Here is a 25,783-nt window from a genome sequence, read left to right on the forward strand (position 1 = left end):
GATGAGCATCGAAGCGATCGGTGCGCTTCTCGGGCCGGCCGGCGGCACGGCAAGCGCGGGTGCCGGGCATCGCGCCATGGACCTGCTTCCGCCCGGCGGCGGAGGCACCAGCCCGCAGCTCGAAGGGCGGTTCCAGGCCGCGGTCGATCGCGCCGGCGGGCTCGATGGAGTCGTTCCCGCCGGGCCGCTGCCGCCTGCGATCAAGGGCATGTTCAGCGCGCTCGATCAGGTCAACGTGCAGGCGCGGTCGGTGTCGCGCTATGCGGAAACGGCGGAGGCGAGCGGCGGCCAGCTCACCCCCGGCGAGATCGTCCAGCTGACCATGAAATGCTCGGAATTCATGTTCCAGGCTCAGCTCACGTCCAACATCGCCAACCGGAGCTCGGATGGCGTGCAGCAGCTGTTCAAGCAGCAATGATCGGGCAGGCGCTTTCCCGTCGCACGTCCGCCCGGCGCTGGCAGGGGCGCGCCGCCGCGCCCCTGCTGCTGCTCGCCGCGCTGACGCTTTCGGGCTGCGGCCGCCAGGAAGTCTATGGCAAGCTGACCGAAAATGCGGCGAACGAGATGGTCGCGGTGCTCAGTCAGGCCGGGATCCAGGCGAGCAAGGTGCAGGGCGAAAAGGAGAATTGGAGCATCACCGTCAGCCAGGGCGATTTCGCAAAGGCGGTGGAGACGCTGCGCGCCCAAGGTCTGCCGCACGAGAATTTCGACAATCTCGGCACCGTTTTCAAGAAGGAAGGCTTCACCTCCACCCCGCTCGAGGAGCGGGCGCGGCTGATCTACGGGCTGTCGCAGGAGCTGAGCCGGACGATCAGCGACATCGACGGGGTCGTCCAGGCGCGAGTCCACCTCACCATGCCGGAGGCGGACCCCCTGTCGCGCGAGGCCAAGCCTTCGGCGGCGTCGGTGTTCGTCAAATACCGTACCGGCTTCGATCTGCGCAGCCAGACGGGCGCGATCAAGGCCCTGGTCACCAACGCGATCGACGGCCTCACCTACGATCGGGTGTCGGTGGTGATGGTGCCCGCGCAGGCCCTGCCGATGCTGCCCCAGAATCAGGACAGCGTCTCGATTTCCGCTCTGGTGCGGGGGCTGGTCGTCGTCGTCGCGGTGTCGGTGCTCGCCTTTGCCGGCCTCGCCTTGCTGCGGATGCGCCGTCGCCGCCCCGGTCTGCCGGACGTGGTGCGGCCGTGACACCAGAGATGCGCCGCCGGCGCTATGCGTTGCTGACCGAAGCGGTGCCGGTGGGACGCGGCGCGCGGTTCGGGCGGCGGATCGGCACCCAGCCGGGGCCGAGCTACGGGGATCTGGCCAAGATCCCGGACTGGCTCTCCGAACCGGAGGCCCGCCGGCAGCGGATCGCCGCGCTTGCCGGTCTGCTCCGCTATCGCCGGGCGATCGATGCCGAACTCTCCGGCCCCAAGCTCGCGACGATCGCCGAGCTGCTCGGCGAGGACCTGTTCGACGCCGCGTGCGACGCCGATGCCGATGCGGACGGCCCGGCCTCACTCCCGCCGCCGGAGCGCATCCTCGACGAGGGAAGGGGATTGCTCGAGGCGGCTCTGCCGCGGTCGCTCGCCGCCGCCTTCCCGGGCGCGCGCGACGACGACCAGGCGCGCAGGTTGGTGCTGCGGGCGCATGCGATCGAAAGGGCGCTGGCGTGACCTTCCACCTCGTTCATGCCGACAAGATTGCTTTGCTCGCCAGCGACCGCGCGGTGATCAAGCGCGCCGAACGCAGCGATTTCACCGATGCGGCGGCCCTGCTGGCAGCAGCCGGAACGATCCGCGACCAGGCGCTCGCCGACGCAGACGCCGCGCGGCGCGACGGCCATGCGGAAGGGCTGGCGGAGGCGCGGGCGTCGATCGGAGACCATCTGGCGGAGCAGGTCGCAGCCTTCGCCACCGCGATCGAGGCGCACGAACAGGCGCGCCGCAGCGACATCGCCGAAGCCGCTTATGCCGCGGTTCGGGCGATCGTCGGCGAGCTCGAGGATGAGGCGCTGGTGCCGCGCATGGTCGAGCGCACGCTCGCGCGGCTGCCGGCCGATGGTCCGGTGACGGTGTTCGTGCCGGCGGACCTCGCGGCCAGGGTGTCCGAGCGGCTCGGCGAGCGAAGCCATGTCGTGATCGCGGAGGATCCGAGCCTCGGTTCCGGCGACTGCGTCGTGCGGACCAGTGCCGGACAGGTGATCGCCAGCCTTTCCGTTCAGCTCGACTCGCTGGCCAAGCGCTGGGGCGTCGCCGCATGACCGGTCGCGCCGACACGCTCGCCCTCGTCCGCGCGCTCGATGCGGCGCCGATGTTCGAACAGCATGGCCGCATTGTCGGTGCGATCGGCACGACCTTGCGGGTGTCGGGGGTGCGCGCTCGGATCGGCGAGAGCTGCGAGATCGTCGATGCGGAAACCGGCTTTTCGCTCTGGGCCGAAGTGGTCGGCCTTGCCGACGGCGGCGCGATCCTGACCCCGCTCGGCGATCTGCGCGGCCTGTCGCTCGACAGCGACGTCATCCTGCGCAGCGGCGACGATCGAACGCCTTTCGGACCGGACATGTTCGGACGGGTGCTCGATGCCCGCCTGCAGCCGCTCGACGGCCTGGGGCCGGTGCGCCGCGGCGACGACCGTCCGATCCACGGCACCTCTCCCAATCCTATGGGGCGGCGACCGATCGACCGGCCGATGGAGACGGGAATTCGTGCGATCGACGGGCTGCTGACCGTCGGCGTCGGCCAGCGGGTCGGCATTTTCGCCAGCGCGGGGGTCGGCAAATCGACCTTGCTCGCCAATCTCGCGCGCCAGGCGCAATGCGACGCGATCGTGATTGCGATGATCGGCGAGCGCGGCCGCGAGGTGCGCGAATTCGTCGAGGAGACGTTGGGGGAGGATGGGCTCGCGCGGTCCGTGGTGATCGTGGCAACGTCGGATCGTCCGGCGATGGAGCGGGTCCGCGCGGCGCACGTCGCGACCGCGATCGCCGAGGGGCTCCGCGACCAGGGCCGGCACGTGCTGCTGCTGATGGACAGCGTCACCCGCTTCGCGCGCGCGCTGCGCGAGATCGGCCTCGCGGCCGGCGAGCCGGCGGTACGGCGCGGATTCCCGCCCTCGGTCTTCGCCGAGCTGCCGCGCCTGTTTGAGCGCAGCGGGGCGTCGGCGGACGGCGTGATCACCGCCCTCTATACCGTGCTGCTGGAGGACGAGGAGGGGGATCCGATCGGCGAGGAGGTCCGCTCGCTGCTCGACGGCCACATCATCCTGTCGCGCAAGCTTGCCGCGCGGGGGCATTTCCCGGCCATTGACGTGCTCGGCAGCCAGTCGCGCCTGTTCACCAAGCTTGCCGGATCCGGTCAGCAGCGCGCCGCCACCGGCCTCAGAGCAATGCTGGCCAAACTCGACGAGATCGAACTGCTTGTCCAGATCGGCGAATATCAGCCGGGACGGGACCAGCTTGCCGACCGTGCCCTGGCGGAACGTCAGGCGATCAACGCCTTTCTGCGTCAGACCCGGGAGGATCGCGCGTCGTTCAACGAGTGCATCGCGCGGCTCCGAACCTTCGAGGAGATGAATCATGGCCGCTGACCGGCGGGGCCCGATGCTCGCGCGGATCGCCGAGGTGCGGGGCCAGAGGCTGACCCGTGCGGCGACCGAGGCCCACGAAGCCTGCGAGGCGGCGCTGGCCGCGGCCGAGCGCGCGCGGCAGGAGCGCGAGGCGGCGGCCGCAACGCGGCGCGAGGCGCGGGCCGCATTCGTCAGCACGCCGGCGTGCGCGCAGGCGCGTTTGTGGCTCGATCGCACCATCGCCGGCGAGACCGGGGCGGTCGCCGAGCTTTCCGATCGGTCCGCCCGCCTCGACCTCGCAAGAGACGCGCATCTCCACGCGGTCGGCGCCCTGGCGCGTCACCAAGTCCGCAGCGACGTCATCGCCGCCCATCATCGCGACAGCGTTCGTGCCGACCAGCGGCGGGCCGAGGATCGGCTGGAGACGGAGGCCCCGGTTGCCCGGGTGCGGGCCTCGTGAACGGCGCGCCGCCAGGGTCGCCGAGGCCGTCGTCGCCGAGGACAGCATCGCTCTCGCCGCTCCGCCCGGCGGCGCAGCCGGGCGTGGTGCCGGAAGCGCTGCCCAGCCACCGCCGCGCCTTTGCCGAGGCGCTGTCGCGGCACGGCGGCAAGCCACTGGCCAAGGAGCGGGCTGCCGAAGCCCTCGCGGATCTCGGTGCGATCGCCGCGCCGCCGCGCGAGTTCGCGGCGATCGGCGCGGCGGACTCACCAATGGCGGCCGGAGACGTGGATTCGGCGCTCCATGCCCAGCTCGACCGCATCGCCGCGGCGATTGCCGAAGTCGTCAAGACCGGCGCAGATCCGGAGGTCCATCTGTCGCTGCCGCTCGGCGCCTACCGGATCGAAGGCGCTGTGCTGGGACGCGATCTCGCCGGCCAGATCAACATCTCGCTGATCCCCGGCAGCGCCGTGCCGCCGACGGTCGCTGCGCAGTGGAGCGAGCAATTGAGCGAGCGGCTGGTGCGCCGTCAGCTGCGGATCGGCAAGATCGGCGTTCAGTCGCCGGCGCGGGCCGCGTTCTCGCCGGCGTAGAGCGCCATCGCGCGATAGATGTCGTTCGCCTGCGGACGGCGATCGCTGTCGCTGGGCTGGTTGCGGCCGATGGTCAGCATCAGCGAGTCGATCTGATTGTACGCGACGAAGCTCGAAATCGCTTCGCTGATCTCGCCAAGGCTCAGCGTGTCCTTGCCGGGACCGTAGAGTCCGCCGATCGCGGTCTCGTCAAGAACGGTCTGATCGACGGAGTTGCCATATTCGTCGCTCCAGCCTCCGGTCAGATCGCTGACGATGGTGAGGCCGTCGCGAGTTGCGGCATCGATCGCGTCGCCTTCGAAGCTCTGCACGACGGCGAGGTCGCCGAGCATCGTCTCGGCGATGCCGGTGATCACCATCGCCCGGTCTTCGCGGGTGACCGTCAGCTTGTCGAGCCGGAACAGGTCCGCGATCATCGCATCGACCGCAGTCTCCATGGTGATCTTGGTGCCGTTGGCGAGCTCGACGCTGGTGGTTCCCCAGAAGCGGGCAGCGTCGGCGCCATCGAGCGCGATCTGGGCTGCGCCCCATACGAGAATCGATTCGCCGGTCGACGCATTGGCGACGAAGACCGCCGACTGCAGTTCGTCGATCGACAGCGAGTAACCGTCGGAAAGATCGAATACGACGTTGCCGATCGCCACTGCGGTGACTTCGAAGGCCGGCGGCCCCGAAATCGCGGGCATGCCCTCAGCCGGTGCGACGTAGAACGCGACGTCGACCGAGCTCGGCAGGGCGGCATCGCTGTCCGCGGGCGCGGCGATCGGATCGAGCAGGACGACGGCGGCGATGATCTGTCCATCGCCGCCTGCATTGCCGAACCCGATCCCGTCGACGGCGGCGGGCGCTACAGCTCCGGTTTCCACGGGGCATCCTCGCGCAGCCGGAACACCGCGGCGTCCACGGCAGCGATCGCATAATCGGCATCAGTGCAGCCAGCGCGGCCGTCCGGGTCGGTCAGGTTGAAATGGAGGTCGGCCACCGCCGACAGGACGCTGCTGTTCGGCCGGGCCGCAAGCAGGGATGCGAGTTCCCCGGTGAATTCGTGCAGGGCGCGTGAAATGCGCCCGGCATCGGTGGGGCTCGCGCGGACCAGGTTGGAAAGTTCGCTGGCGAGGGCGTCGACGCCATAATGATCGCCCGCCTTGCCGCCGACGATCTTGCCGCCCGCCGCCGCGCCGCCGCCGGCGAGCCCGAGCTCGCGGGAGATGGTCGTCGCCACGCGGCTGGAGAGAGACGTCATCGCGGCGGCGGCGTAGCCCGCGGGACTGTTCGTGACGCCGCCGGTGGCGCCGAGCGAGGCGCCTTGAACGCGGCCACTGCCGATCGACTGAATCATCTTTCGTACTCGTCCGATGCCTGCAACATAATGGCGTGAATAGCGGATCTCGCGGCCTTGCGCGCTCAACGAATCGCTTAGGGGATGTTACGCACGGCAAAGCCCCGTTCGGGAGAGATGGAATGTTCGTGACCCTCGCCGCCGGTCTTGCCGCCACCGCGACCCAGATGCCAAATGCCGAGCGCGCGCGCATTCTCGACGTCGCCCGAGAGCCAGTCGCAAAGCGGCTCGGAAAATCGGTAGCATTCGTGGTGCGAACGCTCGAGCGGCAGGGGGATTGGGCGTTCCTGATTGCGGCGATGCAGGACGGCTCGGGACGCCCGATCAGTTTCACCGGAACGCCGCTGGCATCGGCCGAAGCCCAGGGCATGATCTCGAAGGATTACGCCGCTCTGCTGCGCCTGAACGGCGGCCAGTGGCGCGTCGTTGACACTGCGGTCGGTCCGACGGACGTCGCCTGGGCCGATTGGCCGGAGAAGCACGGCGCCCCGAAGGCCCTGTTTCCATAAAGGCTGTCACCTGGGAACGAAGTCCGATCAGTAACTTCCGTGCTCGTTGCCGCTGGTCCAATATTGGAAAGAGCGGCCCAGATCGTGGGTCGAAAAGACGACGTTGCCGCGGTTGAGTTCGTGCGCCATTGCCGGTTTCCCGTCGAGGGTGCCAGACCACCAGCCCGATCCGCGCTTGCCGACGAACACGGCCTGCTTGCCGCTGTTGCTTCGCGCCTGCATGCGAGTGGCGCCCTTGACCACGGAGAAGCCAATCCGGCACGGCTCCGGCGGCGCCGTGTCGAACACGCAGGTCGCGGGCTCGGCCGCCGCGGCCAGGGCCGCGGCGATCAGCGCCAGGCTCATCGCTGCATGATCGCCGCAGCGATTCGTGAGCGCTGTGCGGAATCGCCGACGATGTCGGCGGGACGCTCATAATAGCGGCAGACGATCGCGGCGGCGTCGCCGGCATTGGCGGCGCCGCGCAGCCTCTGCCCCGCGCCGCGCTCGGACGTCGACAGCTCGTGCTGGATGAAGCGCAATTGCTCGCCGAAGGTGGAGCTGCGGATATCGTGGCCGGCCCAGGCGGCGAAGGCCGCCTGGCGCGGGCCTTCCCATTGCGCGAGCCCGTAACCCGGGCCGCCGCCATGCTGGCGGATGTTCGCGTTCATGCCACTCTCCGCATCGAGATTGGCGACAATGCCCGCGGCCTGCGCGCGGGTCCATCCCTGGTTCTGGAAGAAGGCCATCGCTTGATCGATCCGCCCCTCGCGGGTGGCGGCGGCGGTTCCGACCTGGCCGGTACGCGCCGTGCCGTCCGCCGCCGCCGGCGTGACGCCCTGATCCCGTACACTGGCGGGCGCCCGCAGGATCTTGCCGCCGTTGGAGAGCGCCCACGACAGATCGCCGTAGGTCACCTTTTGGCTGCCATCCGGATTGCGGTTGTTCGATCCGATCGTCTTGCCGTCACCGGCGTAGAGCACGGTGTGCGACACGCCGCCGCCCTGGATGATGACGACGTCGCCCGGTTTCGCCTGCGACGCGCTGACCTCTGTCCAGCCGCGTCCGCGCAGCGTGGAGTTTAGCTGTTTGACGGAATCGGTGTGGAGATTGCCCGGCAACTGCCCTGCTTCGGTCAGCACTGCCGAGACGAAATTGGCGCAGCAGATATTGGCCGGAACGTTGGCGTTCATCGGCAGATTGTCGCTGCGGTCGCCGCGCAGATCGGCGGCATTGCGGCCGAGATATTGCTTGGCGATGTCGGCCGGGTTGCGGCCGTTGCCCGTGCCGCCGGGAGCTTCGACACCGCCGACGCTGCCGGCGCCGCCGGCCTGACCGCCGCGTGCGCCGCCGCCGAGCTGGATCGTCTGATCGGGGAAGATGAGGTGCGGGTTGGCAAGGCCGTTGTCGAGCGCGAGATCGCGCCAGTTGAGGCCGAATTTCGCAGCGATCCCCGACAAGGTGTCCCCCGGCTGTACCCTGTAGCTGCCGCCTGCGCCTGCGCCGCCACGTGCGGCGCCGCCCCCGGGAATGGCAATGGTCTGATCGGCGAAGATCAGGTTCGGGTTCGAGATCTGGGGATTGGCGGCGCGGAGCGCTGACAGGGAGATGCCGTTGGCCGCGGCGATTTCGGAGAGCGTGTCGCCGCGCTTGACCGTGTAGCTGTTGGCGCTGCTGCTGCTATTGCCGCCGCTGCTGATCGATTGCGTGCGCGCCGCAGTAACCGACTCGACCATACTCGCCTCCGTAAACCGTCGAAGAATGGATCGCATTCGGTTCCGCCGGTGTCTCTCAACGATTCGTTTAGAGCAAGATGACGGAGCTTCGCCTCCCGACGTGACGATCAGCGCATTTCTGCGGTTCTCGCCATCCGCCTCATGTCGTAGCGGACGATCGGGACGCGGGAAGTGGAAGAGGGGCATCGTGGCAAGAAACGGCCGGTCGGAACGTGGTGCCACGATCATCGATGTCGCACGCCGCGCCGGCGTGTCGGCGATGACGGTCTCGCGCGTGATCAACGGGCGCAGCAGCGTCCGCCCGGAGACCCGCGCTGCCGTGGAACGCGCGATCGAAGCGCTTGCCTACACGCCCAACACGGCGGCGCGCAGTCTCGTCAGGTCCGCCGAACTGCGCATCGGGATCATCTATTCCAATCCGAGCGCCGCCTTCATGAGCGAGTTCCTGACCGGCATCTACGAGGAGGCCTCCTCCACCGGGGCGCGCCTCGTCCTGCTCAAGGGCGAGGGCGGTCGTCCCCCGGCCCAGGCGGCGCTGAAACGATTTCGCAAGTCCGCTTTGTCGGGCGTCATCCTCGCGCCGCCTCTGGGCGAGACCCGCTCCGTCCTGAGCGCCGTACGGAGTTGGGAGCTGCCCGTGGCCGCAATCGGCGCCTATGACGTCGACGGGGTCGCCTGCGTCCGCATCGACGATCGCAGCGCGGCTTTCGAGATGACCCGGCACCTGCTCGATCTCGGCCATCGCAAGATCGGCTTCGTCCTCGGCAATCCCGATCAGACGGCGAGCGCCGAGCGCATGGCGGGTTTCTATGCCGCGATCAGGGAGGTGGGCGGCGTCGAGGTCAAGGTGGCGCAGGGAGATTTCAGCTACGCGTCCGGGCTGGTGGCCGGAGAACAGCTTCTCGGCGGCGACGAGCGCCCGACCGCGATCTTCGCGAGCAACGACGACATGGCGGCCGCCATCGTCTCCGTAGCCCACCGCCGGCACCTCGATGTGCCGAGCGAACTCACGGTGGCCGGGTTCGACGATACGAGCGCGGCGGTGACTTTGTGGCCACCGCTCACCACCGTCCATCAGCCGTTGCGGCGCCTTGCCGCGGAGGCACTCGCGGCGGTCACCGCAGCAGCTTCGGCCGGGAGCACGGTCGCGACGTGCCGGGCGAAGATCCTGGACCATTCGATCGTCAAACGGGAATCGTTGGCCGCGCCGCTCGGCGGCGCGGACGCCCGATCGGATCCGGACGCCTGATCAGGAGCCGGGAGTGTCGCTGCCTTCGTAGCGGAACCAGGCGAAGTCGGCGGCACGCCCGGCACCGGAGACATCCTGGCAGGCAAGCCCGACGAAGGCGCCGGTGAAATTCGGCAGACCCGGCAGCGTCACTTCGTCCGAAAGGATGCTGGCATCGATCACGGGGGGCAGGATCTGCCATTGCTCCGCACCGCCTGCTCGCCAGGCAAAGCGAAGGATGTCGTGATCCACCTCCACGCGCAACTCGATCTCGCCGTCCGGAAGCCGGGGCACGGCGAGCTCGATCGTGCATCCTTCCTCCGGCTGCGCCGACATGATCTGAAGTCGCCTCACCCCGTCTTCGCGCGTGACGTGGAGATATTGGAATTTGGTGCCGTTATAGTAGCAGACCAGCCCGGCCGCCTGCTGGAAATGGGCAGGATCGTAGTCCAGCAAGGTCGTGGCGGTGTAGCGGAAATGCTCCTGCCTTCGGGCAACCAGAGCCTGGCTGAAATGGCTGCCGATCGTCTCGCGGCCGAAAAGTCGCAGCCAGCCCGGTCGCGCTTCCAGGCTGAAGATCGACGCGGGCTCGGGCGTGCGAAGCCATTGGAGGTCGACAGGAAGGTCCGGACCACCGAAGCTGCCGTCCCAGGCGCTTAAGGGCCAGGGCGCCGGCTCGAGACCGGGGGCGGGTGGCGCGGAATCGGGCTCCGCATCGGCGGCAATCGTCCGCAGCCATCCATCCGCGCCCCAGCGAACCGGCTGGATTGCGGTTTCGCGCCCGAGGGGGCAGCGCTCACGCCCGGCGAGCGGGCGGCCGCACAGATAGGCAAGCCATGTGGTGCCGTCCGCGAGTTCAACCAGATCGCCGTGGCCGGCGCGCGCGAGCGGCCCTTCGCGACGGCCGCCGGACGTCAGCACGGCACCATCGGGGTGGACCTCATAGGGGCCGAAGAGCGTGCGGGAGCGCGCCATGACGACGGCGTGATCCCAGCCCGTGCCGCCCTCGGCGACGAGGAGGTGGTACCAACCGCCGCGCTTGTAGAGATGCGGTCCTTCGGTGAATCCGCGCTCGGTGCCGGCGAAGATGAGGCGCCGCTCACCGACAAGACGGAGCGATTCTCGGTCGAGTTCCTGCGCGACGATCCCGGCAAAACGCCCGCGGCCCGGCCGATGATCCCACAGCATGTTGAGCAGCCAGCTGCGACCATCGTCGTCGTGAAACAGTGCGGGATCGAATCCGCTGCTGTTGAGGTGCACCGGATCGGACCAGGTGCCGTCGACCCGATCGCAGACCACCAGATAATTGTGGAAGTCGCGCAGCGACGCACCGGCGGCGCCGTTTACGGTCGTCCGGCCGTAACGCTTGACGTCGGTGTAGACGAGCCAGAACTTGCCATCGGCGTGGCTGAGATCGGGCGCCCAGACTCCGCACGAATCCGGAGCGCCGCGCATGTCGAGCTGGGAGGCTCGGGTCAGCGGACGCGCCGCCAGGCGCCAATGGACAAGATCCCGGCTGTGGTGGATCTGCACGCCTGGAAACCATTCGAAGGTCGAAGTCGCGATGTAGATGTCGCCTTCGACGCGGACGATCGAAGGATCGGGGTTGAAGCCCCGCAGGATCGGATTGCGGATGTGAGTCATGCGGGTTTGCGCACCAGGGTCCAGAGAATGAGCGCCCCGACGAGGTCGACGACGCCGAGCAGGATGAAGAAGGGGCCGTAGCCGACCTGATCGACCATGCCGCCGAGCAGCAGGGAGAAAACCAGCACCCCGAAATTGCCGGCTAGACCGGCCAATCCGGTCGCCGTGGCGACCTCGTTGCGACGGAACAGATCGGACGCCATCGTGATGACGGACACCGACAGCGTCTGGTGCGCGAAGCCGCCGAGGCAGAGCAAAGCGATTGCCGCGTACGGACTGGAGACGAACCCGACGAACCCCATGCCGATCATCATCGCGGCGCCGATGGTGAAGGCGCAGCGGCGTGCGTCGATCAGCGAGACGCCGTGACGCTGGAGGAAGGCGGCGACGGCGGGTCCGAACAGACAGCCAAGGTCTGCGGCGAGGAAGGGTAGCCAGGCGAAGAGGGCGATCTGGGTAAGATCGAAGCCGCGCTCGCGGGCCAGATAAAGCGGCATCCAGAAGGACAGCATGCCCCAGACCGGATCCGCCAACATCCTCGGCAAGGCGATGCCCCAGAGATCACGCCGCCGCAGCAGCGATGGAATCGACGCCCGCTTGTCCCCCGCGGCGAGCCTGGCCTCCTGCCCATCGGCGATCTGCGCCTGTTCCTTCGGGCGGATGAAGCGGTGGCGCTGGGGCGTGTCGTACCACCAAAGCCAGGCGGCCACCCACACGAGACCGGAGGCACCGGCCACGAGGAATGCCAGGCGCCAGCTGTGCATGGCCGCCGCCCAGGCCACTAACCCCGGCGCGAGAATGGCACCGAAGGACGCGCCGATATTGTAGATGCCGCCGGCAAGTCCGCGCTCGCGTGCCGGAAACCACTCGGCGATCAATTTCTGGCCGGCGGGCTGGGCCGATCCTTCGGCCAGGCCGAGCATCCCGCGCAACATCGCAAAGCCGAGCCAGCCGTTCGCGAAAACGTGCGCCATGGTCAGCAGCGACCACAAAGCGGCGCAGGCGGCAAAGCCAAGCCGCAAGCCGGCGCCGTCGAGCAGGTAGCCCGCGAGCGGCTGGAACATGATCCCCACCTGGAATGCGCCGGTAATCCAGCCATATTGCTCGGTGCTGATCGACTGTTCCTCGAGGATCAGCGGCGCGGCGACACCCAACACGGCGCGGGTGAGGTAATTTATGATCATGGCGGCGACGAACAAGGCCATGATCGTCCAGCGCAAGTGAGGGATGCCAGTCCTGGGCAACAGCCTTCTCCGTTAACGTAAACATCGACATCTCGGCCGACGCCGAGCCGCGCTGGAGGGGCGGCGCTCTTGAAGGGAAGCGAAGCCTTGTCCGTGGTTATAGCCGTGGAAGCCGCTCCGTCCAGCCACCGAGTTCGTCTATTTGTACGAGTATTGACAAGCAAAGAGGTGCGGCGTAGCGTCCATGTTAACGTGAACATTCATCCACACCAGAGTCATCTGGTTGGCAGTCGAAGCGACAAGCGACTCGAACAATCGAGCGACCAAAGGTGCGTGCAAGCATCCGGAGAGGGAACCCATGAAGAACCAGCGCACAGACATCACGTAGGATCGCTGCCTTAGCCACATGTGGTGAGGCATTCGTTCACGTCCTCTCGCAAGGCCGCAGACACGGTAACTGCATGACTGTGTCGGCAGGCAATGCAGAGTCATGTTCATCGAAATCGTCATTGCTCGCAGCGGCGTACCGAAATCAATCGGGCGTTACGCTTCTGTGCGCCAAAAAAACAACGGCAACACGATCAGCAAGCCATCATGGGAGGCCCCGAATGTTTTTGAAGAAGGCAGGACTCAAGGGATTGATGTTGAGAACCGCATCCCTTGGTGCGGGCGTGATGGCGGCGTGCATGCTTCCGACGGCGGCGCTCGCGCAATTGCCTCCTGCCGAGCCCGAGGTAGAGACCGAAGGCCAGACCAGCCCGTCGGCCGGTGCCGAGGCGCCGCTGGCCGACGGCGCCCTGCCGACGCCGGGCACGGGCGACGCGGGCGAGATCGTCGTGACCGGGACGCGTCTGTCGGTGACCGGCTTCACCGCGCCGACTCCCACCACGGTGATCGGGGAAGAGCAGATCGCCGCCAATGCGCAGCCCAACATCTTCACGACCATCGCCCAGCTTCCCTCTCTGCAGGGATCGAGCGGAACGCAGGTCAACACCTTCAGCACGTCGAGCGGGCAACAAGGGCTCAGTTCGTTCTCGCTGCGCGGCGTCGGTGCGATCCGCACGCTGACCCTGCTCGACGGGCAGCGGGTGGTCGGCGCCAACGTCACCGGCGTTCCCGATATCAGCCTGTTCCCGCAACTGCTGGTCCGGCGGGTCGACGTCGTCAACGGCGGCGCGTCGGCCTCTTACGGCTCGGACGCGGTCGGCGGCGTGGTCAACTTCATCACCGACACAAGGTTTCGCGGCATCAAGGGCAACATCCAGGGCGGCATCACCAATTATGGCGATGACGCGCAGGGGCTGGTGCAGCTGGCGGTTGGCGACAGCTTCCTCGACGACAGGCTGCACATCGTCGCCAGTGCCGAATATGGCAAGGAGCAGGGCGTCGGCGGCGGGGAGTTCGGCATCGAGCTCGCCAACGGCCGCGACTGGTTCGTCCAGACGACTTTGATCAACCGCGGCGTGTTGAACGACGGCGCGCCGCAATATCTCGTCCGCGACTTTGCCCAATCCACCACCTTCACCAAATATGGCCTGATCACCGCCGGTCCGCTGCAGGGCACCGCCTTCGACGAAGCCGGGAACCCGTTCCAGTTTCAATATGGCTCCAACGGCGTTCCGGCCCGCAATGCCGCGGGAACCGTGATCGGCTGCTATCCCGGCTTCTGCCTCGGCGGCGATCTGTCGGGCAACGTCGATGCGGGCCGCTCGCTCAAATCCAGGATCGGGCGGCTGAACACCTATGCCCGGATCGGCTATGAGATCGCGCCGGAGAACGAGCTCTACCTCACCTTGAACGTCGGCCAGGTGAAAACGAGCAACCAGCCCGTCAACGGACAGAACCGGCCCGGCCTCACCCTGCAATGCGCCAACCCCTATGTGCCCGCATCGGTGCAGGCGGCGTGCGCCGCAGCGGGGATCACCAGCTTCCAGTACGGCACCAGCAACGCTGCGCTCGGCAATACGCGCGTCCATACCGATCGACGGCTCTACCGCCTGGTGGTCGGCGCGACCGGCCAGTTCCAGGCGGCCGGCACGGCCTGGAACTACGACGCATATTACGAGCGTGGTGCCAATTACACCGACATCGACGTCAACAACATCCTGCTGTCGCCTCGCTTCAACCAGGCGATCGATGCAATCTCCGAGAACGGCGCGATCGTCTGCCGGAACCCGGCGGCGCGCGCAGCCGGCTGTCAGCCGCTCAACATCATCGGCGGCAATCCGTCGGAGGCGGCGCTGCGCTACATCATGCCCGAGAACGGGCCGTTTCAACGGACCCGTCAGACGCAGGACGTGGTCAGCGTCAGCCTCTCGGGATCGCCGATCGATCTGTGGGCGGGTCCGCTCGCGATCGCCGTCGGCGCCGAATATCGCCACGAATTCTATACTGTGCGCGCCGATCCCTACGGCGCCGGCTTCGCAGCCACGCCGCCCAATGCCGACTACCCGGCCGATCCCGTTCTGCTCGCCGGCGGCAACAATTGGTATGCCGGCAATTACAAGAACGGCAGCGGCGCCTACAGCGTCAAGGAAGGCTTTTTCGAAGCCAATCTGCCGCTCATCTCCTCGAAGGCCGCAGGCAATGCGAACATCAACGGCGCCGTCCGGCTGACCGATTACAGTACGTCGGGCAAGGTGTGGGCGTGGAAGATCGGCGGCACCTGGGACCTGCCGATCGACGGCCTGAAACTTCGCGCCGTCACATCGCGCGACGTGCGTGCGCCGAACCTTTCCGAATTGTTCGCCGCCCCGGTGACGACGACATTGCCGAATTTCTTCGATCCATTCCGCAACACCAATGTCCTGGTGATCCAGAACACGATCGGCAACACCGAATTGACGCCCGAAATCGCCCGCAACACCACCGCGGGCATCACCCTGGCGAATCCGTCGTGGCTGCCTGGCCTCAGCCTGTCGTTCGACTATTACACGCTCAAGATCAAAGACGTCATCTCGAGCATCGCCCCCGCCGACATCGTCCAGCTCTGCTTCCAGAACGTGCTTCCGGAAACCTGCGACGTGTTCAACCTGAACAACAGCGCCGGCCCCAATTTCATCAACGTCCAGGCTTTCAATCTCGCCTCGATCGACACAGAGGGCTTCGACATCGAGGCGAGCTATCGCTGGCAGCGGCCGCTAGGTCTTCCCGGAAGCTTCGTGCTCCGGGGCCTGGCGACTCATGTGATCAAATATGTGACCGACACCGGGCTCCCCGGCACCATCCCGACGGACACGGCGGGCAACAATCTGGGCGCGACCCCGCACTGGAAGTGGCTTGCGATCCAGAGCTACGAGAATGACCGCTTCTCGCTGCTGGTTCAGGAAAGATGGTTCAGCAGCGGCACGATCGGCAATCAATATGTCGTCTGTCAGACCAACTGCCCGGCCTCTACGGCGGCTCGCCCCACGATCGACGACAACCGTATCCGCGGCGCATTCTACGTCGACCTCGGAGGCACGTACAATCTCACCGATCAGATCACCGCCTACGTCAAGGTCGACAATCTGTTCGATCGTTCCCCCGCACGCTCCACCATCTTCAACAATCCGGCGCTCTACGATCAGCTTGGCCGGGTGTACCGGGCCGGCGTGCGGTTCAAGTTCTGAGCTGTCGAGATCAGATCGGCCGAGTGCCCCACGCCCGAAACGGTGTTGTGGGCATGGCTCGTCCGGCGTTCGAATGTGCCCGCGAGCGGGCGCGCTGCAAAGAAGGGAGGCATCATCGTGAAGCCAGCATTTGCATCTATGTTGATCGCTGCGGCATTGGCCGGCTCGGCGCCGGCGGGAGCGGCGTCGGCCCAAGCCGTTACCGCGCCGGTGGCGGAAGATTTCAAGCCGTCGTCGCTGAACCAGCCCGGCCAGGATTATCCGCAGGTGAATTCCCAAGGCCATGCGCGCTTCCGCATCGTCGCGCCCGCGGCGCAGGGCGTGAAGGTAAGCCTCGGCCTTGGCGGCCGCGGCGGCACGACGCTGACCAAGGCGCCCGACGGGGCGTGGACGGGGACGACAGCGGGGCCTCTCGACGAAGGCTTTCATTATTATCGGCTGACGGTGGACGGCGGCACCTTCAACGATCCGGGCACGCTGAACTTCTTCGGCTCCAGACGCTGGGAGAGCGGGATCGAGATTCCCGCCAAGGACGCGGACTTCTACGCGTTGAAGGATGTTCCTCACGGCCACGTCCAGCAGGTGCTGTTTCCGTCTCCAAGCACCGGTACCCAACGCCGCGCCTTCGTCTACACGCCGCCCGGCTATGAGAAGAACCAGAGCGATCGTTACCCGGTGCTCTATCTGCAGCACGGCTGGGGAGAGGACGAAACGGCCTGGTCGAACCAGGGCCGCGCCAACCTGATCCTGGACAATCTGATCGCCGCCGGCAAAACGCGGCCATTCATCATCGTCATGACCTACGGGATGACGAATGACGTCACTCCCGGCCGCCCGGGCGGGCTCTCGAGCTTCGACATCCGGCCATTCCAAACCGTTCTGGTCAAGGAGCTGATCCCCTATGTCGATCGCCAATTTCGCACGCTCGCCGATCAGCGTCATCGCGCCATGGCCGGCCTGTCGATGGGCGGCTTCGAGACCAAGCTGATCGTGCCCGCGAACCTGGATACATTCGCCTATATCGGGCTGTTCAGCGGCGGCAGCGTGTCGCTCGAAGACGTCAACAAGATCCCGGGCTTTCGCGACAAGATCAAGCTGACCTTCGTCAGCTTCGGCAGCCGCGAACTCGAGGGCGGAACCATGCGGGGGCCTCCCGGCGTCCCGCCGGCCGACCCGAGGGCGAATGCCGAGGCGTTGAAGCGCGCAGGCCTGAACAGCGTCTTCTATGTCTCGCCGGAAACCGGGCACGAATTCCAGACCTGGCGGCGCAGCCTGCACGAATTCGCACCGCTGCTCTTCCGCGATTAGGCAGGGTCAGCCTGAGAAATCGCTGGCGCACCTGCCTCGCGGGCATCACTGCGCCGCACCGGGGACGTGCACTCAAGGCCTGTGCAAGCAGATCGCCCCACGACACCCTCAGTGCGTGCGGGTCTGGCGCATTCGCTCGAGGGTTGCGGGCGCGACGTTCATGCCGGCCCTGGCCATCGCCGCGGTCGGCCAGGCGCCGGAGACGACCATCTGCTTTATGGTTGAGCGATCCGGAGGCGGCCAGCCGATCGGACTTCTGCGCGCCAGCTCGAGCATCCGCGTCCGTGCCGCCTTCATTTCGGCGCTGGTGAAGATCACCGGCTCGGCGAGCAATTCGTGGGCGGCCATGCTGCCGTCCTCGGCGACGCTCCACAAGGTGCCGCCTTTCTCGACCAGCAACTCGGCGATATCGGCCTGTTCGGCATCGAGGGCGAGGCGAACGCGGTCGATGCCGAAGGGATCCGCCCAGCGCGGATCGGCGCCGTGGCGGAGCAGGGTCATCACGCCGCCGATGTGGGAGAAGCTGATCGCGGCCCGCATCGGATCCTCGCCACCTTTGCCCGCTTGCGGATCCGGCGAGGCGCCGGCCTGAAGCAGCCGCTCGGCGAGCTCGGGGCTGTCGGCGAGGATTGCGAGCGACAGCGCGCTTCCGGGACGCACCCCGTCGGCCGGCATGCCGGCGGCGAGCAGCATCGCGATTGCATCATGGTCGCAGCGCGACACGGCAAGGGTCAGCAGGTCGCCATATTGGCCGGTCGGCGGCTCGGGCATGCGCGGATCGTGGGTGACCACGGTGTCGATCAGGCGCGGGTCGCGGGCGAGCATCGCCTGCGCGTCTTCGACGCGGCCGTCGAGCAGCGCCTCGGCGATGGCGCGGCCCGACGCGCCGTTGCTGACGTTGGCGAGCACGCGGTTGCGATCCGGCAGGATCACATTCGCGCGATTGGTGAAGCAGGAAGGTTCGGTGGCCATGCATCCCCCGGTTGGCGCGATCGCCAGCATGGCGGCAGCGGCGATACGCAGGCGGCGGTTCACCGCTTCAGCCTGTAGGCAGTCTCGGCAAGGTTCGTCAATTGCCGCCGAGGCTGCTCAGCACCCAATCCATGCCGTGGCGGGCGACGGGATTGTCCTGATACCAACGCGTGCCCTCGGGCCGCTCGGCATCGAGCTGGATGCGGGTGCCATAGGCTTCCGGCGCATCCGCGAAGATTCCACCGAGCACCCCGCCGAAGATCGCGCCGGCGACGCGATCTCCGCCGTCCTGGACCGCCGAAAGGATCTCGCCGCGAACGTAGAAGGCGGCGATATCGGGCGCGGCGCCGCCGTTGCCGGCGCGGATCGCCTCCGCCTGACGGATCGTATTGTCGCTAAGGCCCGCGGCGTTGAAGGTGGCCGCATCACGGCCGCTGGCCAGTGCGGCCGCCGAGGCCAGGCCGCCGCCGAGCGAGTGGCCGGTGATGGTTACGTCGGCATTGGGATGGCGGCCGACGGCCTTGGCCACCATCAGCGCCTTGGCATATTGATCGGACGGCAGGCCCACCGCCTGCTGCGCGTTGGCCTTCCAGTCGCTGCCGTCCGTCGAGCCGCGGAAGCTGACCACATATTGCGGGCCGCCATCGCCTTCCTTGACGTAGACCCGCGCCCGGAAGGCGCTTTGCGGCGAGGACAGATCCTGCGTCCTGAGGCCGATGCTGGACAGATCGGTGTCGGTGGCGACGCGATAACCGGGCGGCGGGGCCGGGATGTCGTTGTAGACGTCCTGAGCGAGGAGGGCGAGTTCGCGCGTCGTCGGGCCTTCCGGCGAGCCCACGGCCGCGAGGGCGGTCGGTCCTTCGACGCGTGTCGGTGCGATCGCCGGCGGGGCGAACTGCACCGGCGGCGCCGGTTGTTGCCAGGCGAGGGCCTCGCGAGGCGGGATATGCTGCTGCTGGAACGAGTCGTTCGCGGCGTCGCGCGGGCGCGCCGAAATTGCATTCGCGGGATTGATGCTATGGCTGCGCGTTGCGAAATCGGCGACGTTCATCCTGCCCTCGTTCACTGGCCCCGCACAACGACGCGCGGGAGCTCAGCATTGATGCCACGGACTCGCCGTGCCGTCCCTAGACGATTCGTTTAGGTTATCTAAGCGATCCGCTGAGTGTGGCGGCCGTGCACCCGTGGCACCTCATCCTCCAGATCAACGCCAGTTCGGCATCAGGAGGACCAAGACATGACGAACATTTCGGCAGGTGCGTCGGCTCAGTTCGCAGCGAGTGCCAATCTGGCCGCCAATAGCAGTGCCTTGATGATGACGGCCGGAATTCTGGCAGGCGCGTTTCGGCCTCTGAACGCGGGGCCGCTTGCCTTCGCGATGCTGCCTGCCGCCTTCGCCATCCGCCTCGGCAGCCTGGGCCAGGGTCAGGCACCGGCGGAACTGCAGCAGCAGGCCGGCTTCACCGCCAAGATTTCCGGCCAGCATACGGCCAAGGTCGATCTCGGCGACGGCTACCGGCTGGAGATCGACGAGCGCAACAGCGAGATGACCATCGTCAATGCCGAGACGGGCCAGAGCACGCGTATCTGGGGCGACCCCCATGTCGACGTGAACGGCAAGCATCAGTTCGACTTCTACGGCACGACGACTTTCGAGCTGGCCAACGGCACCAAGCTGACGATCAACACCGAGCAATGGGGCGGCAATCCGAACGCTTACGTCGCGAGCCAGGTGGTGGTGACCCGCGGCGACAATGCGGTGGTGATCGACGGTATAAGCCAGAACCAGCTCGGCGATCTGTCGGTGAGCGTGTCGACCAACGGCCATGCGCTCGATGCGGCACACCGTGACGGCTTTACCGTGCACGAGAATGCCGCCGGCTGGCAGACCGAACTCGGCCAGAAGGTGACCCAGGCCGAAGCCGACATCACCCGCCCGGGCGCCCTGTATGGCCCCGGCAGCGAGGCGCTGAGCCTCGCCGAGGCTGGGACCGCGATCGGCGCCTTCCTCTTCCTCGGCAGCCTCTTCGGAGCCGGACTCGATGCGTCCGCGCGAACCCAGGCCGGCGGATTTGAATCGACCAAGCTGCTGCGCCAGATGCTGCTGGCGTGATTTCGGATCGAGGAGCGTGAGATGATTGACGGCGTCAACGGCGTAGGCAGCGCGGCACGAAGCCTGTCCAACAGCAGTGGGCTCGGCGAGGCGCTGGTCGTCGCCAACCGCAACGGCCGCGGCGTTGACGTCGCGGGTCTGACCCGCGATCTCGCGCAGCTTGCGCTACGCGACCCCAAGGGGGCGGCAGATGCAATCGACGCAGCGCGCAAGGACCTCAGTCCGGTTCAGCGCGGCGAGTTCGACAGGCTGCTTCCGGATGCGATCTCCTCCGGCCAGCGGGCGGGCAATGCCGCGCCCGCTGGCCTCAACGAGGCGCAGAAGGAGCTTGCGCTCGATCTGACCCAGATGGGGCTCGACGTTGCCGGGCTGTTCGATCCGACCCCGATCTCCGACGGTGCGAACGGCATCGTTTCGCTGTTCCGCGGCGACTGGCTTGGCGCCGGGATCTCGGCGGTCAGCATGGTCCCTTATCTCGGCGATGCCGCAAAGCTCGGCAAGCTCGGTAAATGGGGCGAGACGGTGATGAAGGCGGTGGAGCTCGCCAGGACCGACAGCGCCTTCGCCAAGGCGGCCGGCCCCGCGCTCAAGAAGATTTCCGACGCGATCGGTGCCGCGCCCGAGGGCATGCTGAATGCGCTTCCGGAGTCGGCACGCAACACGCTGACCAGCATGAAACGGCAGATCGACGACCTCTCGTCGCCGGCCGCGCGCAGTGCCGACAGCGTCGCCGCCTCCGGCGTGCGCAGTGCGACGCTCGGCAACAATCAGGCGACCTGGACGATCGACGCCAACGGACGGCCCACGTCGGCCTCGGCAACCCTCTCGGACGTCCAGCCCAAGGGCACCGCGCGCGGCAAGGACGAGCTCTCGGCACAGGACGAGGTCCGTGGCCGCGGCGTTGCCGACGACGATGCCGGCCACATCATCGGCCATCGCTTCATGGCGGACCAGGGCGCCGTCAACATGTTCCCGCAGAATTTCAACTTCAACCGGTCCGCCTACAAGACCATGGAGAATGAATGGGCCGCCTGGATCGAGGCGGGTGCCACAGTGAAGGTGAACGTCGCGCTGAAGGGCGGGACGGCGGATCGGCCGAACCAGGTCGGGGTCGTCTATCAGGTGTTCGATTCAAGCGGCAAACGGGTGTTCAAGAACAGCGAACTTTTCGATAATGCGGCAGGCCAGGTGTTCGATCGGGTTTCGAGGGCGGACATCAACAAGCTGCTCGGCAAGTGACGGCACTTGCGTCGGCAATGGTTGAGGTGATCGGAATGACCAGTGTGACGTTCGACCAGCCCCGCGCCGACGCGCTGGTGCACGAGATCGGCCAGGCAATCATCGCCGACGCCAATTATGCCGAGCGCGACTGGAGCGGAATCGCGCTGGTGATCGAGGTTGCGCAGCGCAAGCGGATGTACGGCTACATCTATCTCGCCGATGGCCAATGGGAGGCCGAGACGCCGGACGATTTCGACGTGATCGAACGCGCACGCGACCTCGCGGACGTGATGGCCGAGGGCGGAAATCGCTGGATCCGCTGCCTCGTCCAGATTTCCCGCCCCGGCCCCAAGATCGACATCAAGTTCGACTATGACGACCATGCCGAATGGCTGGTCAGCCCCGGAAACTATTCCGAAATGGCGGAGACGCTGCGCCCCTGAGGCCGCTCAGAGAGGGATCGCACCGTCACGGCCTTGCTCGGCCGCCCGGGTGATCGTCTCGCACAGCCGGTGGGTTTCGAGCGCGTCCATGGCATCGAGCCGCGCGCCGGATGCGACGGCGGCGAGGAAAGCGCGGCAGATCGGATCGAAGCCGCGCGCGGCCGTCACCGCGGTCCAGTCCGAGGGTGGGGAGGACGCGCGCCGGCCGCCGGAATGTTCGGTCACCTCCCGCACATTGTCGACGCGGATCTTCTCACCGGCGCCGATCACCTCGACGAATTCCTCGTTGCTGCCGCTGTTCCGCGCCATCATGCCGATCGCGGTGAAGCCGTCGCCCGACAGCGACAGCAGGACATGGTGGAGCGCGCCCTCGACAATTCGCGTGTTGACCTCGATCCGCTCGATCGCACCGCCGGCGAGGAAGCGGATCGTGTCGACGACGTGGATGAAGTCGTCGAAGATGACGCGGCGCGGCGGTGCCGGCAGATCGTGGCGATTCTTCTCCATCAGCACGATCTCCCGCGGGCGGTCGCGGAGCGCTGCGTAGGCCGGAGCGTAGCGGCGGTTGAACCCGACCATCAGCGATCGTTCGTGAGTGTCGGCGAGCTGCACCAAGCGCGCCGCTTCCCCGAACGTGTCGGCGAGCGGCTTGTCGACATAGACATGGATGCCGGCCCCGAGCAGGCGTTCGACGATGCGCGGGTGCGCCGCGGTCGCGGCATGGACGAAGGCGGCATCGACGCCGGCGCCGATCAGGGCTTCGAGATCGGCAAATCTCTTTTCGATCCGATAGGCTTCGCCGACCGATCGGAGGATGTCCGGATTGCGGGTGGCGAGGTGAATATCGATTCCGGGAAGCGCCGTCAGGACCGGGAGATAGGCCTTGCGCGCAATATCCCCCAGGCCGAGGACGGCGACCTTCACGAACGGCCCCCGGCAACGTCAGGCATAAGCGGCCTCGGCTTCGGCGCGGCTGTCGATGCCGTCGATCCAGGTTTCGAGCACCTGGAGATCGTCGTCGGCGGCAACCAGGCTCGCGCGATAGCCGGGCGCGATCCGACCGAGCTCGTTGCCGAGGCCAAGGAATTCGGCCGGGTACAGGCTCGCCATCCGCACCGCTTCGGCGAGATCGAGTCCGAGCATGGCGACGGCGTTCCTGACCGCGCCGGCCATATCGAGATCGGAGCCGGCGAGGGTGCCGGCATCGTCGACGCAGACGCCGCCCTGGACGTTGATCGTCCGCCCCTGCAGCGAGAAGGACTTGGTCGCGGCACCGACGGTGGGCATGGCATCGGTGACGAGCATGAAGCGGTTGCGCGGGCGGGCGCGAAGGGCGATCCCGAGCACCACCGGGGAGACATGGACGCCGTCCACGATAATTCCGCACCAGGCCTGGTCGTCGTCGAGAACGGCGCCGACGACGCCCGGCTCGCGGCTGCCGAGCGGCGACATCGCATTGAAAAGATGGGTGACTCCGCGCAGGCCTCGATCAAGCGCCTCGCGCATGATTTCGTAGCTCGCGTTGGTGTGGCCGGCGCAGACCAGCAGTCCGGCCTTCGCAAGATCCTGCAGCGCCTCGGGGGTGATCCGTTCCGGCGCGAGCGTGACCATCCGCTTGCCGCGGCCGGCAGTCTTGAGGATCGCGAGGTCGCGCGGATCGGCCCGGCGGATGTGATCGGCAGCGTGAATGCCCTTGCGCTCGACATTGAGGAACGGCCCCTCGATGTGGATGCCGAGCACGCCGGGGACGTTCGCGGCAATCGCGGAATCAACGGCCGCGATGCAGCGTTGTACGGTTTCGAGATCGTCGCTGATCAGGGTCGGCATGAAGCCGGTGGTGCCGAATGGGCGATGCGCCTTGCCGATCGCCTCGATGCCCGCAGCTGTCGGCGTTTCGTTGAACAGCACGCCGCCGCCGCCATTCACCTGCGTGTCGATGAAGCCGGGGACGAGCAACGCGTTGCCGAGATCGCGCCGCTCCATGCCGATCGGAACGTCGTCACGGCCAACAAGGGCAGAGATGCGCCCCTTGTCGACGATGACAACGGTGTCGGTGCGGAAGCCGTCGTCGAGGAGGACGCGTCCGTTGGTCAGCGCAATGGCCATCAGATCGTCTCCGTCACCTTGGAAAGGTGCGGCGGCCGATCGGGATCGAAGCCACGCGCGAACGAAAGGGCGTTTGCGGCGCGATAGAAGCTCTGGATCTGGAGGATCGGCTGGAGCGCCGGGTGCGAGTCGACGCAGGGCAGGGTGATCGAACCGGCAGGCCCTTCGCCAGCAACCGCGACGTGGCTGCCGCGCGCGACCAGCTCTGCAACGAGATCGGTGACGCCCTGCGCGGTCCGATCCCGCTGGCGGAAGACGACGATCGGAAAGCCCTTGCCGATGATCGCCATCGGGCCGTGACGAACCTCGGCGGCGCTGAAGGCCTCGGCGTGGAGCCCGCAGGTCTCCTTGAGCTTCAGCGCGGCTTCCTGGGCGACGCCGAGGGCGATGCCGCGGCCGATCGTGTAGAGGTTGGAGCGTTCACGCAGCAGATCGACCAGCGGGCTCCAATCGAGGTCCCAGGCCTGGCGGAGCAGGGCAGGTGCCTCGGCGAGAGCCGCGCGCAGCGGATCGTCATCGGCCCACTCGGCAACGAGGCCGGTGATTGCCGTCAGCGATGCGATGTAGGATTTGGTGGCGGCAACGCTGAGCTCCGGTCCGGCGTTGAGCGGGATCACTTCGTCGGCGAGCGCAGCCAGAGGCGAATCGGGTTGATTGACGAGGACGATGACGTAGGCGCCCGCATTTCGCGCAGTTTCGACCGAAGCGAGCAGATCCGGGCTCTTGCCCGACTGGGAGATGGCGATGCACAGGGCACCGTCCAACCGCGGCTTCGCTTCGTAGACCGAGGTGATCGACGGCGCCGCGGACGCCGTCGTGACCCCTGCCTTGGTTTCCATCAGATATTTGGCGAAGGTCGCGGCGTGATCGGAGCTGCCGCGAGCGCAGGTGACGACCAGTTGCGGGTTCAGCGTGCGCAGCCGCGCGCCGATCCGCTGGAACTGGGCACGGCTTTCATCGTGCTGACGAGCGACGGCATCCGCTGCCTCGGCGGCTTCGGAGAACATGCGGCTTTGGGTCGACAGAGAAGCGTTCATTTTCATCCGTTCAGTTCCGCGACGAAATCATAGGCATCGCCGCGATAGTAAGATTGGGTTGTTTCAACGGCGCGACCATCTTCCAGGAACGCGCGCCGCTCGATGAAGAGCCCGGGCGATCCCGGCTGGATGCCGAGCAAGGCGGATTGGGTTTCGTTGAACAGCACGGCGCGGAGCCGTTGCAGCGCGCGCCTCGGCCGGCAGCCGGCGGCATCGAGCGCCTCGTAGAGCGATTCTCCGACATCGTCGGCCGATGCCAGGCAGAAGCCGGAGATGGTCGATTGCTCCAGCGCCATCGGCTCCTCGTCGGCATAGCGGACGCGGCTGAAGCGATAGACCCGGGTGCCCGGGCTGAGCCCGAGCATCAGCGATTCGTCCGGAGTCACCGCGCCTTCGGATCGGCTCAGCCACTTGCTATGCGACGTGCGCCCCCGCGCCGCCATGTCCTCCGTGAACGAGGACAGCATCGAGAAGCTCTTTTCCACCCGGCGGGCGACGAAGGTTCCCGCGCCCTGCCGGCGGGTGAGCAGCCCGTCGGCGACGAGACCATCAAGCGCCTTGCGCACCGTGATCCGCGACACCGCAAGCTGCTCCGCCAGATCGCGCTCCGGAGGCAGCGGATCGTCGGCGCGGAGAACATTGTTCTCGATCGCCTGCCGGATCGCCTTTCGGAGTTGATGGTAGAGCGGTGTCTCGAGCCCGCTGTCCAGCGCACCGATCTTGTCGATCAAGCTCATCGCGACCTCTCCCCGATATTTCCGGTAAC

General features: G+C 67.1%; 26 protein-coding genes. 14 read left to right on the forward strand and 12 right to left on the reverse strand.

Going from position 1 to position 25,783, the window contains the following annotated elements:
- Position 1: 1 nt before the first annotated feature.
- The 7 genes from C7I55_RS03860 to C7I55_RS03885 all read left to right on the forward strand — a co-directional run bounded on the left by C7I55_RS03860 (position 2) and on the right by C7I55_RS03885 (position 4,587).
- Positions 2-418: a hypothetical protein gene (locus C7I55_RS03860; protein ID WP_106511521.1), complete on the forward strand. Its 417-nt coding sequence runs from the start codon at positions 2-4 to the stop codon at positions 416-418.
- Positions 415-1,194: a type III secretion system inner membrane ring lipoprotein SctJ gene (sctJ, locus tag C7I55_RS03865; RefSeq protein WP_106511522.1), complete on the forward strand. Its 780-nt coding sequence runs from the start codon at positions 415-417 to the stop codon at positions 1,192-1,194. The genes C7I55_RS03860 and sctJ overlap by 4 nt, the downstream gene beginning before the upstream one ends.
- An 8-nt stretch (positions 1,195-1,202) precedes the next feature.
- The gene (locus tag C7I55_RS28005) at positions 1,203-1,664 is read left to right on the forward strand and encodes a hypothetical protein (RefSeq protein ID WP_158266275.1); all 462 of its coding nucleotides are present in this window, start codon (positions 1,203-1,205) and stop codon (positions 1,662-1,664) included.
- On the forward strand, positions 1,661-2,251 hold the full coding sequence (locus C7I55_RS03870) for a FliH/SctL family protein (RefSeq protein WP_158266276.1): 591 nt from the start codon (positions 1,661-1,663) through the stop codon (positions 2,249-2,251). Before C7I55_RS28005 ends, C7I55_RS03870 begins: the two co-directional genes overlap by 4 nt.
- Entirely contained in the window at positions 2,248-3,576 is a 1,329-nt protein-coding gene (locus tag C7I55_RS03875; RefSeq protein WP_106511524.1) for a FliI/YscN family ATPase, read from the forward strand. The genes C7I55_RS03870 and C7I55_RS03875 overlap by 4 nt, the downstream gene beginning before the upstream one ends.
- Positions 3,566-4,015: a hypothetical protein gene (locus C7I55_RS03880; RefSeq protein ID WP_106511525.1), complete on the forward strand. Its 450-nt coding sequence runs from the start codon at positions 3,566-3,568 to the stop codon at positions 4,013-4,015. The genes C7I55_RS03875 and C7I55_RS03880 overlap by 11 nt, the downstream gene beginning before the upstream one ends.
- An 83-nt stretch (positions 4,016-4,098) precedes the next feature.
- Positions 4,099-4,587 carry a hypothetical protein gene (locus C7I55_RS03885; RefSeq protein ID WP_146150918.1) on the forward strand — a complete coding sequence of 163 codons (489 nt, stop codon included), beginning with the start codon at positions 4,099-4,101 and terminating at the stop codon, positions 4,585-4,587.
- Here the strand turns inward: C7I55_RS03885 and C7I55_RS03890 are convergent.
- Together C7I55_RS03890 and C7I55_RS03895 are read right to left on the reverse strand one after the other, a co-directional pair.
- Positions 4,551-5,453, reverse strand: a complete 903-nt coding sequence (locus C7I55_RS03890; protein WP_106511527.1) for a DUF1521 domain-containing protein — start codon at positions 5,451-5,453, stop codon at positions 4,551-4,553. The two genes, C7I55_RS03885 and C7I55_RS03890, sit on opposite strands and share 37 nt — an antisense overlap.
- Positions 5,435-5,926 (reverse strand): hypothetical protein, encoded by a 492-nt coding sequence (locus C7I55_RS03895; protein WP_106511528.1) that lies wholly within the window; start codon positions 5,924-5,926, stop codon positions 5,435-5,437. The genes C7I55_RS03890 and C7I55_RS03895 overlap by 19 nt, the downstream gene beginning before the upstream one ends.
- 122 nt (positions 5,927-6,048) lie before the next feature.
- Here C7I55_RS03895 and C7I55_RS03900 point away from each other — a divergent pair, with 122 nt between their 5' ends.
- Entirely contained in the window at positions 6,049-6,435 is a 387-nt protein-coding gene (locus C7I55_RS03900) for a hypothetical protein (protein WP_106511529.1), read from the forward strand.
- 27 nt (positions 6,436-6,462) lie between these two features.
- Here C7I55_RS03900 and C7I55_RS03905 read toward each other — a convergent pair whose 3' ends face one another.
- Both C7I55_RS03905 and C7I55_RS03910 read right to left on the reverse strand, forming a co-directional pair.
- Complete coding sequence (locus tag C7I55_RS03905; RefSeq protein WP_106511530.1) at positions 6,463-6,780, reverse strand: hypothetical protein; 318 nt, start codon at positions 6,778-6,780, stop codon at positions 6,463-6,465.
- Positions 6,777-8,150 carry a phage tail tip lysozyme gene (locus tag C7I55_RS03910; protein WP_158266277.1) on the reverse strand — a complete coding sequence of 458 codons (1,374 nt, stop codon included), beginning with the start codon at positions 8,148-8,150 and terminating at the stop codon, positions 6,777-6,779. The genes C7I55_RS03905 and C7I55_RS03910 overlap by 4 nt, the downstream gene beginning before the upstream one ends.
- A 187-nt stretch (positions 8,151-8,337) precedes the next feature.
- Between C7I55_RS03910 and C7I55_RS03915 the strand changes: the two genes are divergently transcribed.
- On the forward strand, positions 8,338-9,399 hold the full coding sequence (locus C7I55_RS03915) for a LacI family DNA-binding transcriptional regulator (protein WP_106511679.1): 1,062 nt from the start codon (positions 8,338-8,340) through the stop codon (positions 9,397-9,399).
- On the opposite strand, the gene C7I55_RS03920 is transcribed toward C7I55_RS03915, so the two are convergent.
- Positions 9,400-11,022 carry a glycoside hydrolase family 43 protein gene (locus C7I55_RS03920; protein ID WP_106511532.1) on the reverse strand — a complete coding sequence of 541 codons (1,623 nt, stop codon included), beginning with the start codon at positions 11,020-11,022 and terminating at the stop codon, positions 9,400-9,402. It lies immediately after the preceding gene.
- Positions 11,019-12,266: an MFS transporter gene (locus C7I55_RS03925; RefSeq protein WP_233222023.1), complete on the reverse strand. Its 1,248-nt coding sequence runs from the start codon at positions 12,264-12,266 to the stop codon at positions 11,019-11,021. Before C7I55_RS03925 ends, C7I55_RS03920 begins: the two co-directional genes overlap by 4 nt.
- Positions 12,267-12,847: 581 nt before the next feature.
- Between C7I55_RS03925 and C7I55_RS03935 the strand changes: the two genes are divergently transcribed.
- Positions 12,848-15,817, forward strand: coding sequence for a TonB-dependent receptor plug domain-containing protein (locus C7I55_RS03935; RefSeq protein WP_408640580.1), 2,970 nt, complete (start codon positions 12,848-12,850; stop codon positions 15,815-15,817).
- Between the two features lie 117 nt (positions 15,818-15,934).
- Positions 15,935-17,125, forward strand: coding sequence for an alpha/beta hydrolase (locus tag C7I55_RS03940; RefSeq protein ID WP_199192703.1), 1,191 nt, complete (start codon positions 15,935-15,937; stop codon positions 17,123-17,125).
- 108 nt (positions 17,126-17,233) lie between these two features.
- Here C7I55_RS03940 and C7I55_RS03945 read toward each other — a convergent pair whose 3' ends face one another.
- Together C7I55_RS03945 and C7I55_RS03950 are read right to left on the reverse strand one after the other, a co-directional pair.
- Positions 17,234-18,160 carry an ankyrin repeat domain-containing protein gene (locus C7I55_RS03945; protein WP_106511535.1) on the reverse strand — a complete coding sequence of 309 codons (927 nt, stop codon included), beginning with the start codon at positions 18,158-18,160 and terminating at the stop codon, positions 17,234-17,236.
- A gap of 34 nt (positions 18,161-18,194) precedes the next feature.
- Entirely contained in the window at positions 18,195-19,148 is a 954-nt protein-coding gene (locus tag C7I55_RS03950) for a lipase family protein (protein ID WP_106511536.1), read from the reverse strand.
- A 186-nt stretch (positions 19,149-19,334) separates the two neighbouring features.
- On the opposite strand from C7I55_RS03950, the gene C7I55_RS03955 reads away from it, so the two are divergent.
- From C7I55_RS03955 to C7I55_RS03965, 3 genes are read left to right on the forward strand one after another with little or no spacing between them, the layout of a single operon-like run.
- Positions 19,335-20,210, forward strand: a complete 876-nt coding sequence (locus C7I55_RS03955) for a DUF1521 domain-containing protein (protein ID WP_106511537.1) — start codon at positions 19,335-19,337, stop codon at positions 20,208-20,210.
- A 21-nt stretch (positions 20,211-20,231) separates the two neighbouring features.
- A complete protein-coding gene (locus tag C7I55_RS03960; protein WP_106511538.1) occupies positions 20,232-21,449 on the forward strand; it encodes a DNA/RNA non-specific endonuclease in 1,218 nt (405 codons plus the stop codon).
- A 35-nt stretch (positions 21,450-21,484) separates the two neighbouring features.
- Complete coding sequence (locus tag C7I55_RS03965) at positions 21,485-21,874, forward strand: hypothetical protein (RefSeq protein ID WP_146150919.1); 390 nt, start codon at positions 21,485-21,487, stop codon at positions 21,872-21,874.
- A gap of 6 nt (positions 21,875-21,880) precedes the next feature.
- Here C7I55_RS03965 and C7I55_RS03970 read toward each other — a convergent pair whose 3' ends face one another.
- Genes C7I55_RS03970 through C7I55_RS03985 form a run of 4 tightly spaced genes read right to left on the reverse strand, consistent with a single transcriptional unit; the run spans position 21,881 to position 25,754 of the window.
- Positions 21,881-22,798, reverse strand: coding sequence for a Gfo/Idh/MocA family protein (locus C7I55_RS03970; protein ID WP_106511540.1), 918 nt, complete (start codon positions 22,796-22,798; stop codon positions 21,881-21,883).
- Between the two features lie 18 nt (positions 22,799-22,816).
- A complete protein-coding gene (gene nagA / locus C7I55_RS03975) occupies positions 22,817-23,980 on the reverse strand; it encodes an N-acetylglucosamine-6-phosphate deacetylase (RefSeq protein ID WP_106511541.1) in 1,164 nt (387 codons plus the stop codon).
- Positions 23,980-25,017, reverse strand: coding sequence for an SIS domain-containing protein (locus C7I55_RS03980; protein ID WP_199192704.1), 1,038 nt, complete (start codon positions 25,015-25,017; stop codon positions 23,980-23,982). Before C7I55_RS03980 ends, nagA begins: the two co-directional genes overlap by 1 nt.
- Before the next feature lie 2 nt (positions 25,018-25,019).
- Positions 25,020-25,754, reverse strand: coding sequence for a GntR family transcriptional regulator (locus C7I55_RS03985; RefSeq protein ID WP_106511542.1), 735 nt, complete (start codon positions 25,752-25,754; stop codon positions 25,020-25,022).
- Between the last annotated feature and the right edge of the window lie 29 nt (positions 25,755-25,783).

Origin of the sequence: Allosphingosinicella deserti (assembly GCF_003012735.1) — a bacterium.
Lineage (GTDB): Bacteria > Pseudomonadota > Alphaproteobacteria > Sphingomonadales > Sphingomonadaceae > Allosphingosinicella > Allosphingosinicella deserti.

Coding starts and splice junctions, on each gene's coding strand:
- C7I55_RS03860 (WP_106511521.1), top strand. CDS start 2: ATGAGCATCGAAGCGATCGGTGCGCTTCTCGGGCCGGCCGGCGGCACG.
- sctJ (WP_106511522.1), top strand. CDS start 415: ATGATCGGGCAGGCGCTTTCCCGTCGCACGTCCGCCCGGCGCTGGCAG.
- C7I55_RS28005 (WP_158266275.1), top strand. CDS start 1,203: ATGCGCCGCCGGCGCTATGCGTTGCTGACCGAAGCGGTGCCGGTGGGA.
- C7I55_RS03875 (WP_106511524.1), top strand. CDS start 2,248: ATGACCGGTCGCGCCGACACGCTCGCCCTCGTCCGCGCGCTCGATGCG.
- C7I55_RS03880 (WP_106511525.1), top strand. CDS start 3,566: ATGGCCGCTGACCGGCGGGGCCCGATGCTCGCGCGGATCGCCGAGGTG.
- C7I55_RS03895 (WP_106511528.1), bottom strand. CDS start 5,926: ATGATTCAGTCGATCGGCAGTGGCCGCGTTCAAGGCGCCTCGCTCGGC.
- C7I55_RS03900 (WP_106511529.1), top strand. CDS start 6,049: ATGTTCGTGACCCTCGCCGCCGGTCTTGCCGCCACCGCGACCCAGATG.
- C7I55_RS03905 (WP_106511530.1), bottom strand. CDS start 6,780: ATGAGCCTGGCGCTGATCGCCGCGGCCCTGGCCGCGGCGGCCGAGCCC.
- C7I55_RS03910 (WP_158266277.1), bottom strand. CDS start 8,150: ATGGTCGAGTCGGTTACTGCGGCGCGCACGCAATCGATCAGCAGCGGC.
- C7I55_RS03920 (WP_106511532.1), bottom strand. CDS start 11,022: ATGACTCACATCCGCAATCCGATCCTGCGGGGCTTCAACCCCGATCCT.
- C7I55_RS03935 (WP_408640580.1), top strand. CDS start 12,848: ATGTTGAGAACCGCATCCCTTGGTGCGGGCGTGATGGCGGCGTGCATG.
- C7I55_RS03950 (WP_106511536.1), bottom strand. CDS start 19,148: ATGAACGTCGCCGATTTCGCAACGCGCAGCCATAGCATCAATCCCGCG.
- C7I55_RS03955 (WP_106511537.1), top strand. CDS start 19,335: ATGACGAACATTTCGGCAGGTGCGTCGGCTCAGTTCGCAGCGAGTGCC.
- C7I55_RS03960 (WP_106511538.1), top strand. CDS start 20,232: ATGATTGACGGCGTCAACGGCGTAGGCAGCGCGGCACGAAGCCTGTCC.
- C7I55_RS03965 (WP_146150919.1), top strand. CDS start 21,485: ATGACCAGTGTGACGTTCGACCAGCCCCGCGCCGACGCGCTGGTGCAC.
- nagA (WP_106511541.1), bottom strand. CDS start 23,980: ATGGCCATTGCGCTGACCAACGGACGCGTCCTCCTCGACGACGGCTTC.
- C7I55_RS03980 (WP_199192704.1), bottom strand. CDS start 25,017: ATGAACGCTTCTCTGTCGACCCAAAGCCGCATGTTCTCCGAAGCCGCC.
- C7I55_RS03985 (WP_106511542.1), bottom strand. CDS start 25,754: ATGAGCTTGATCGACAAGATCGGTGCGCTGGACAGCGGGCTCGAGACA.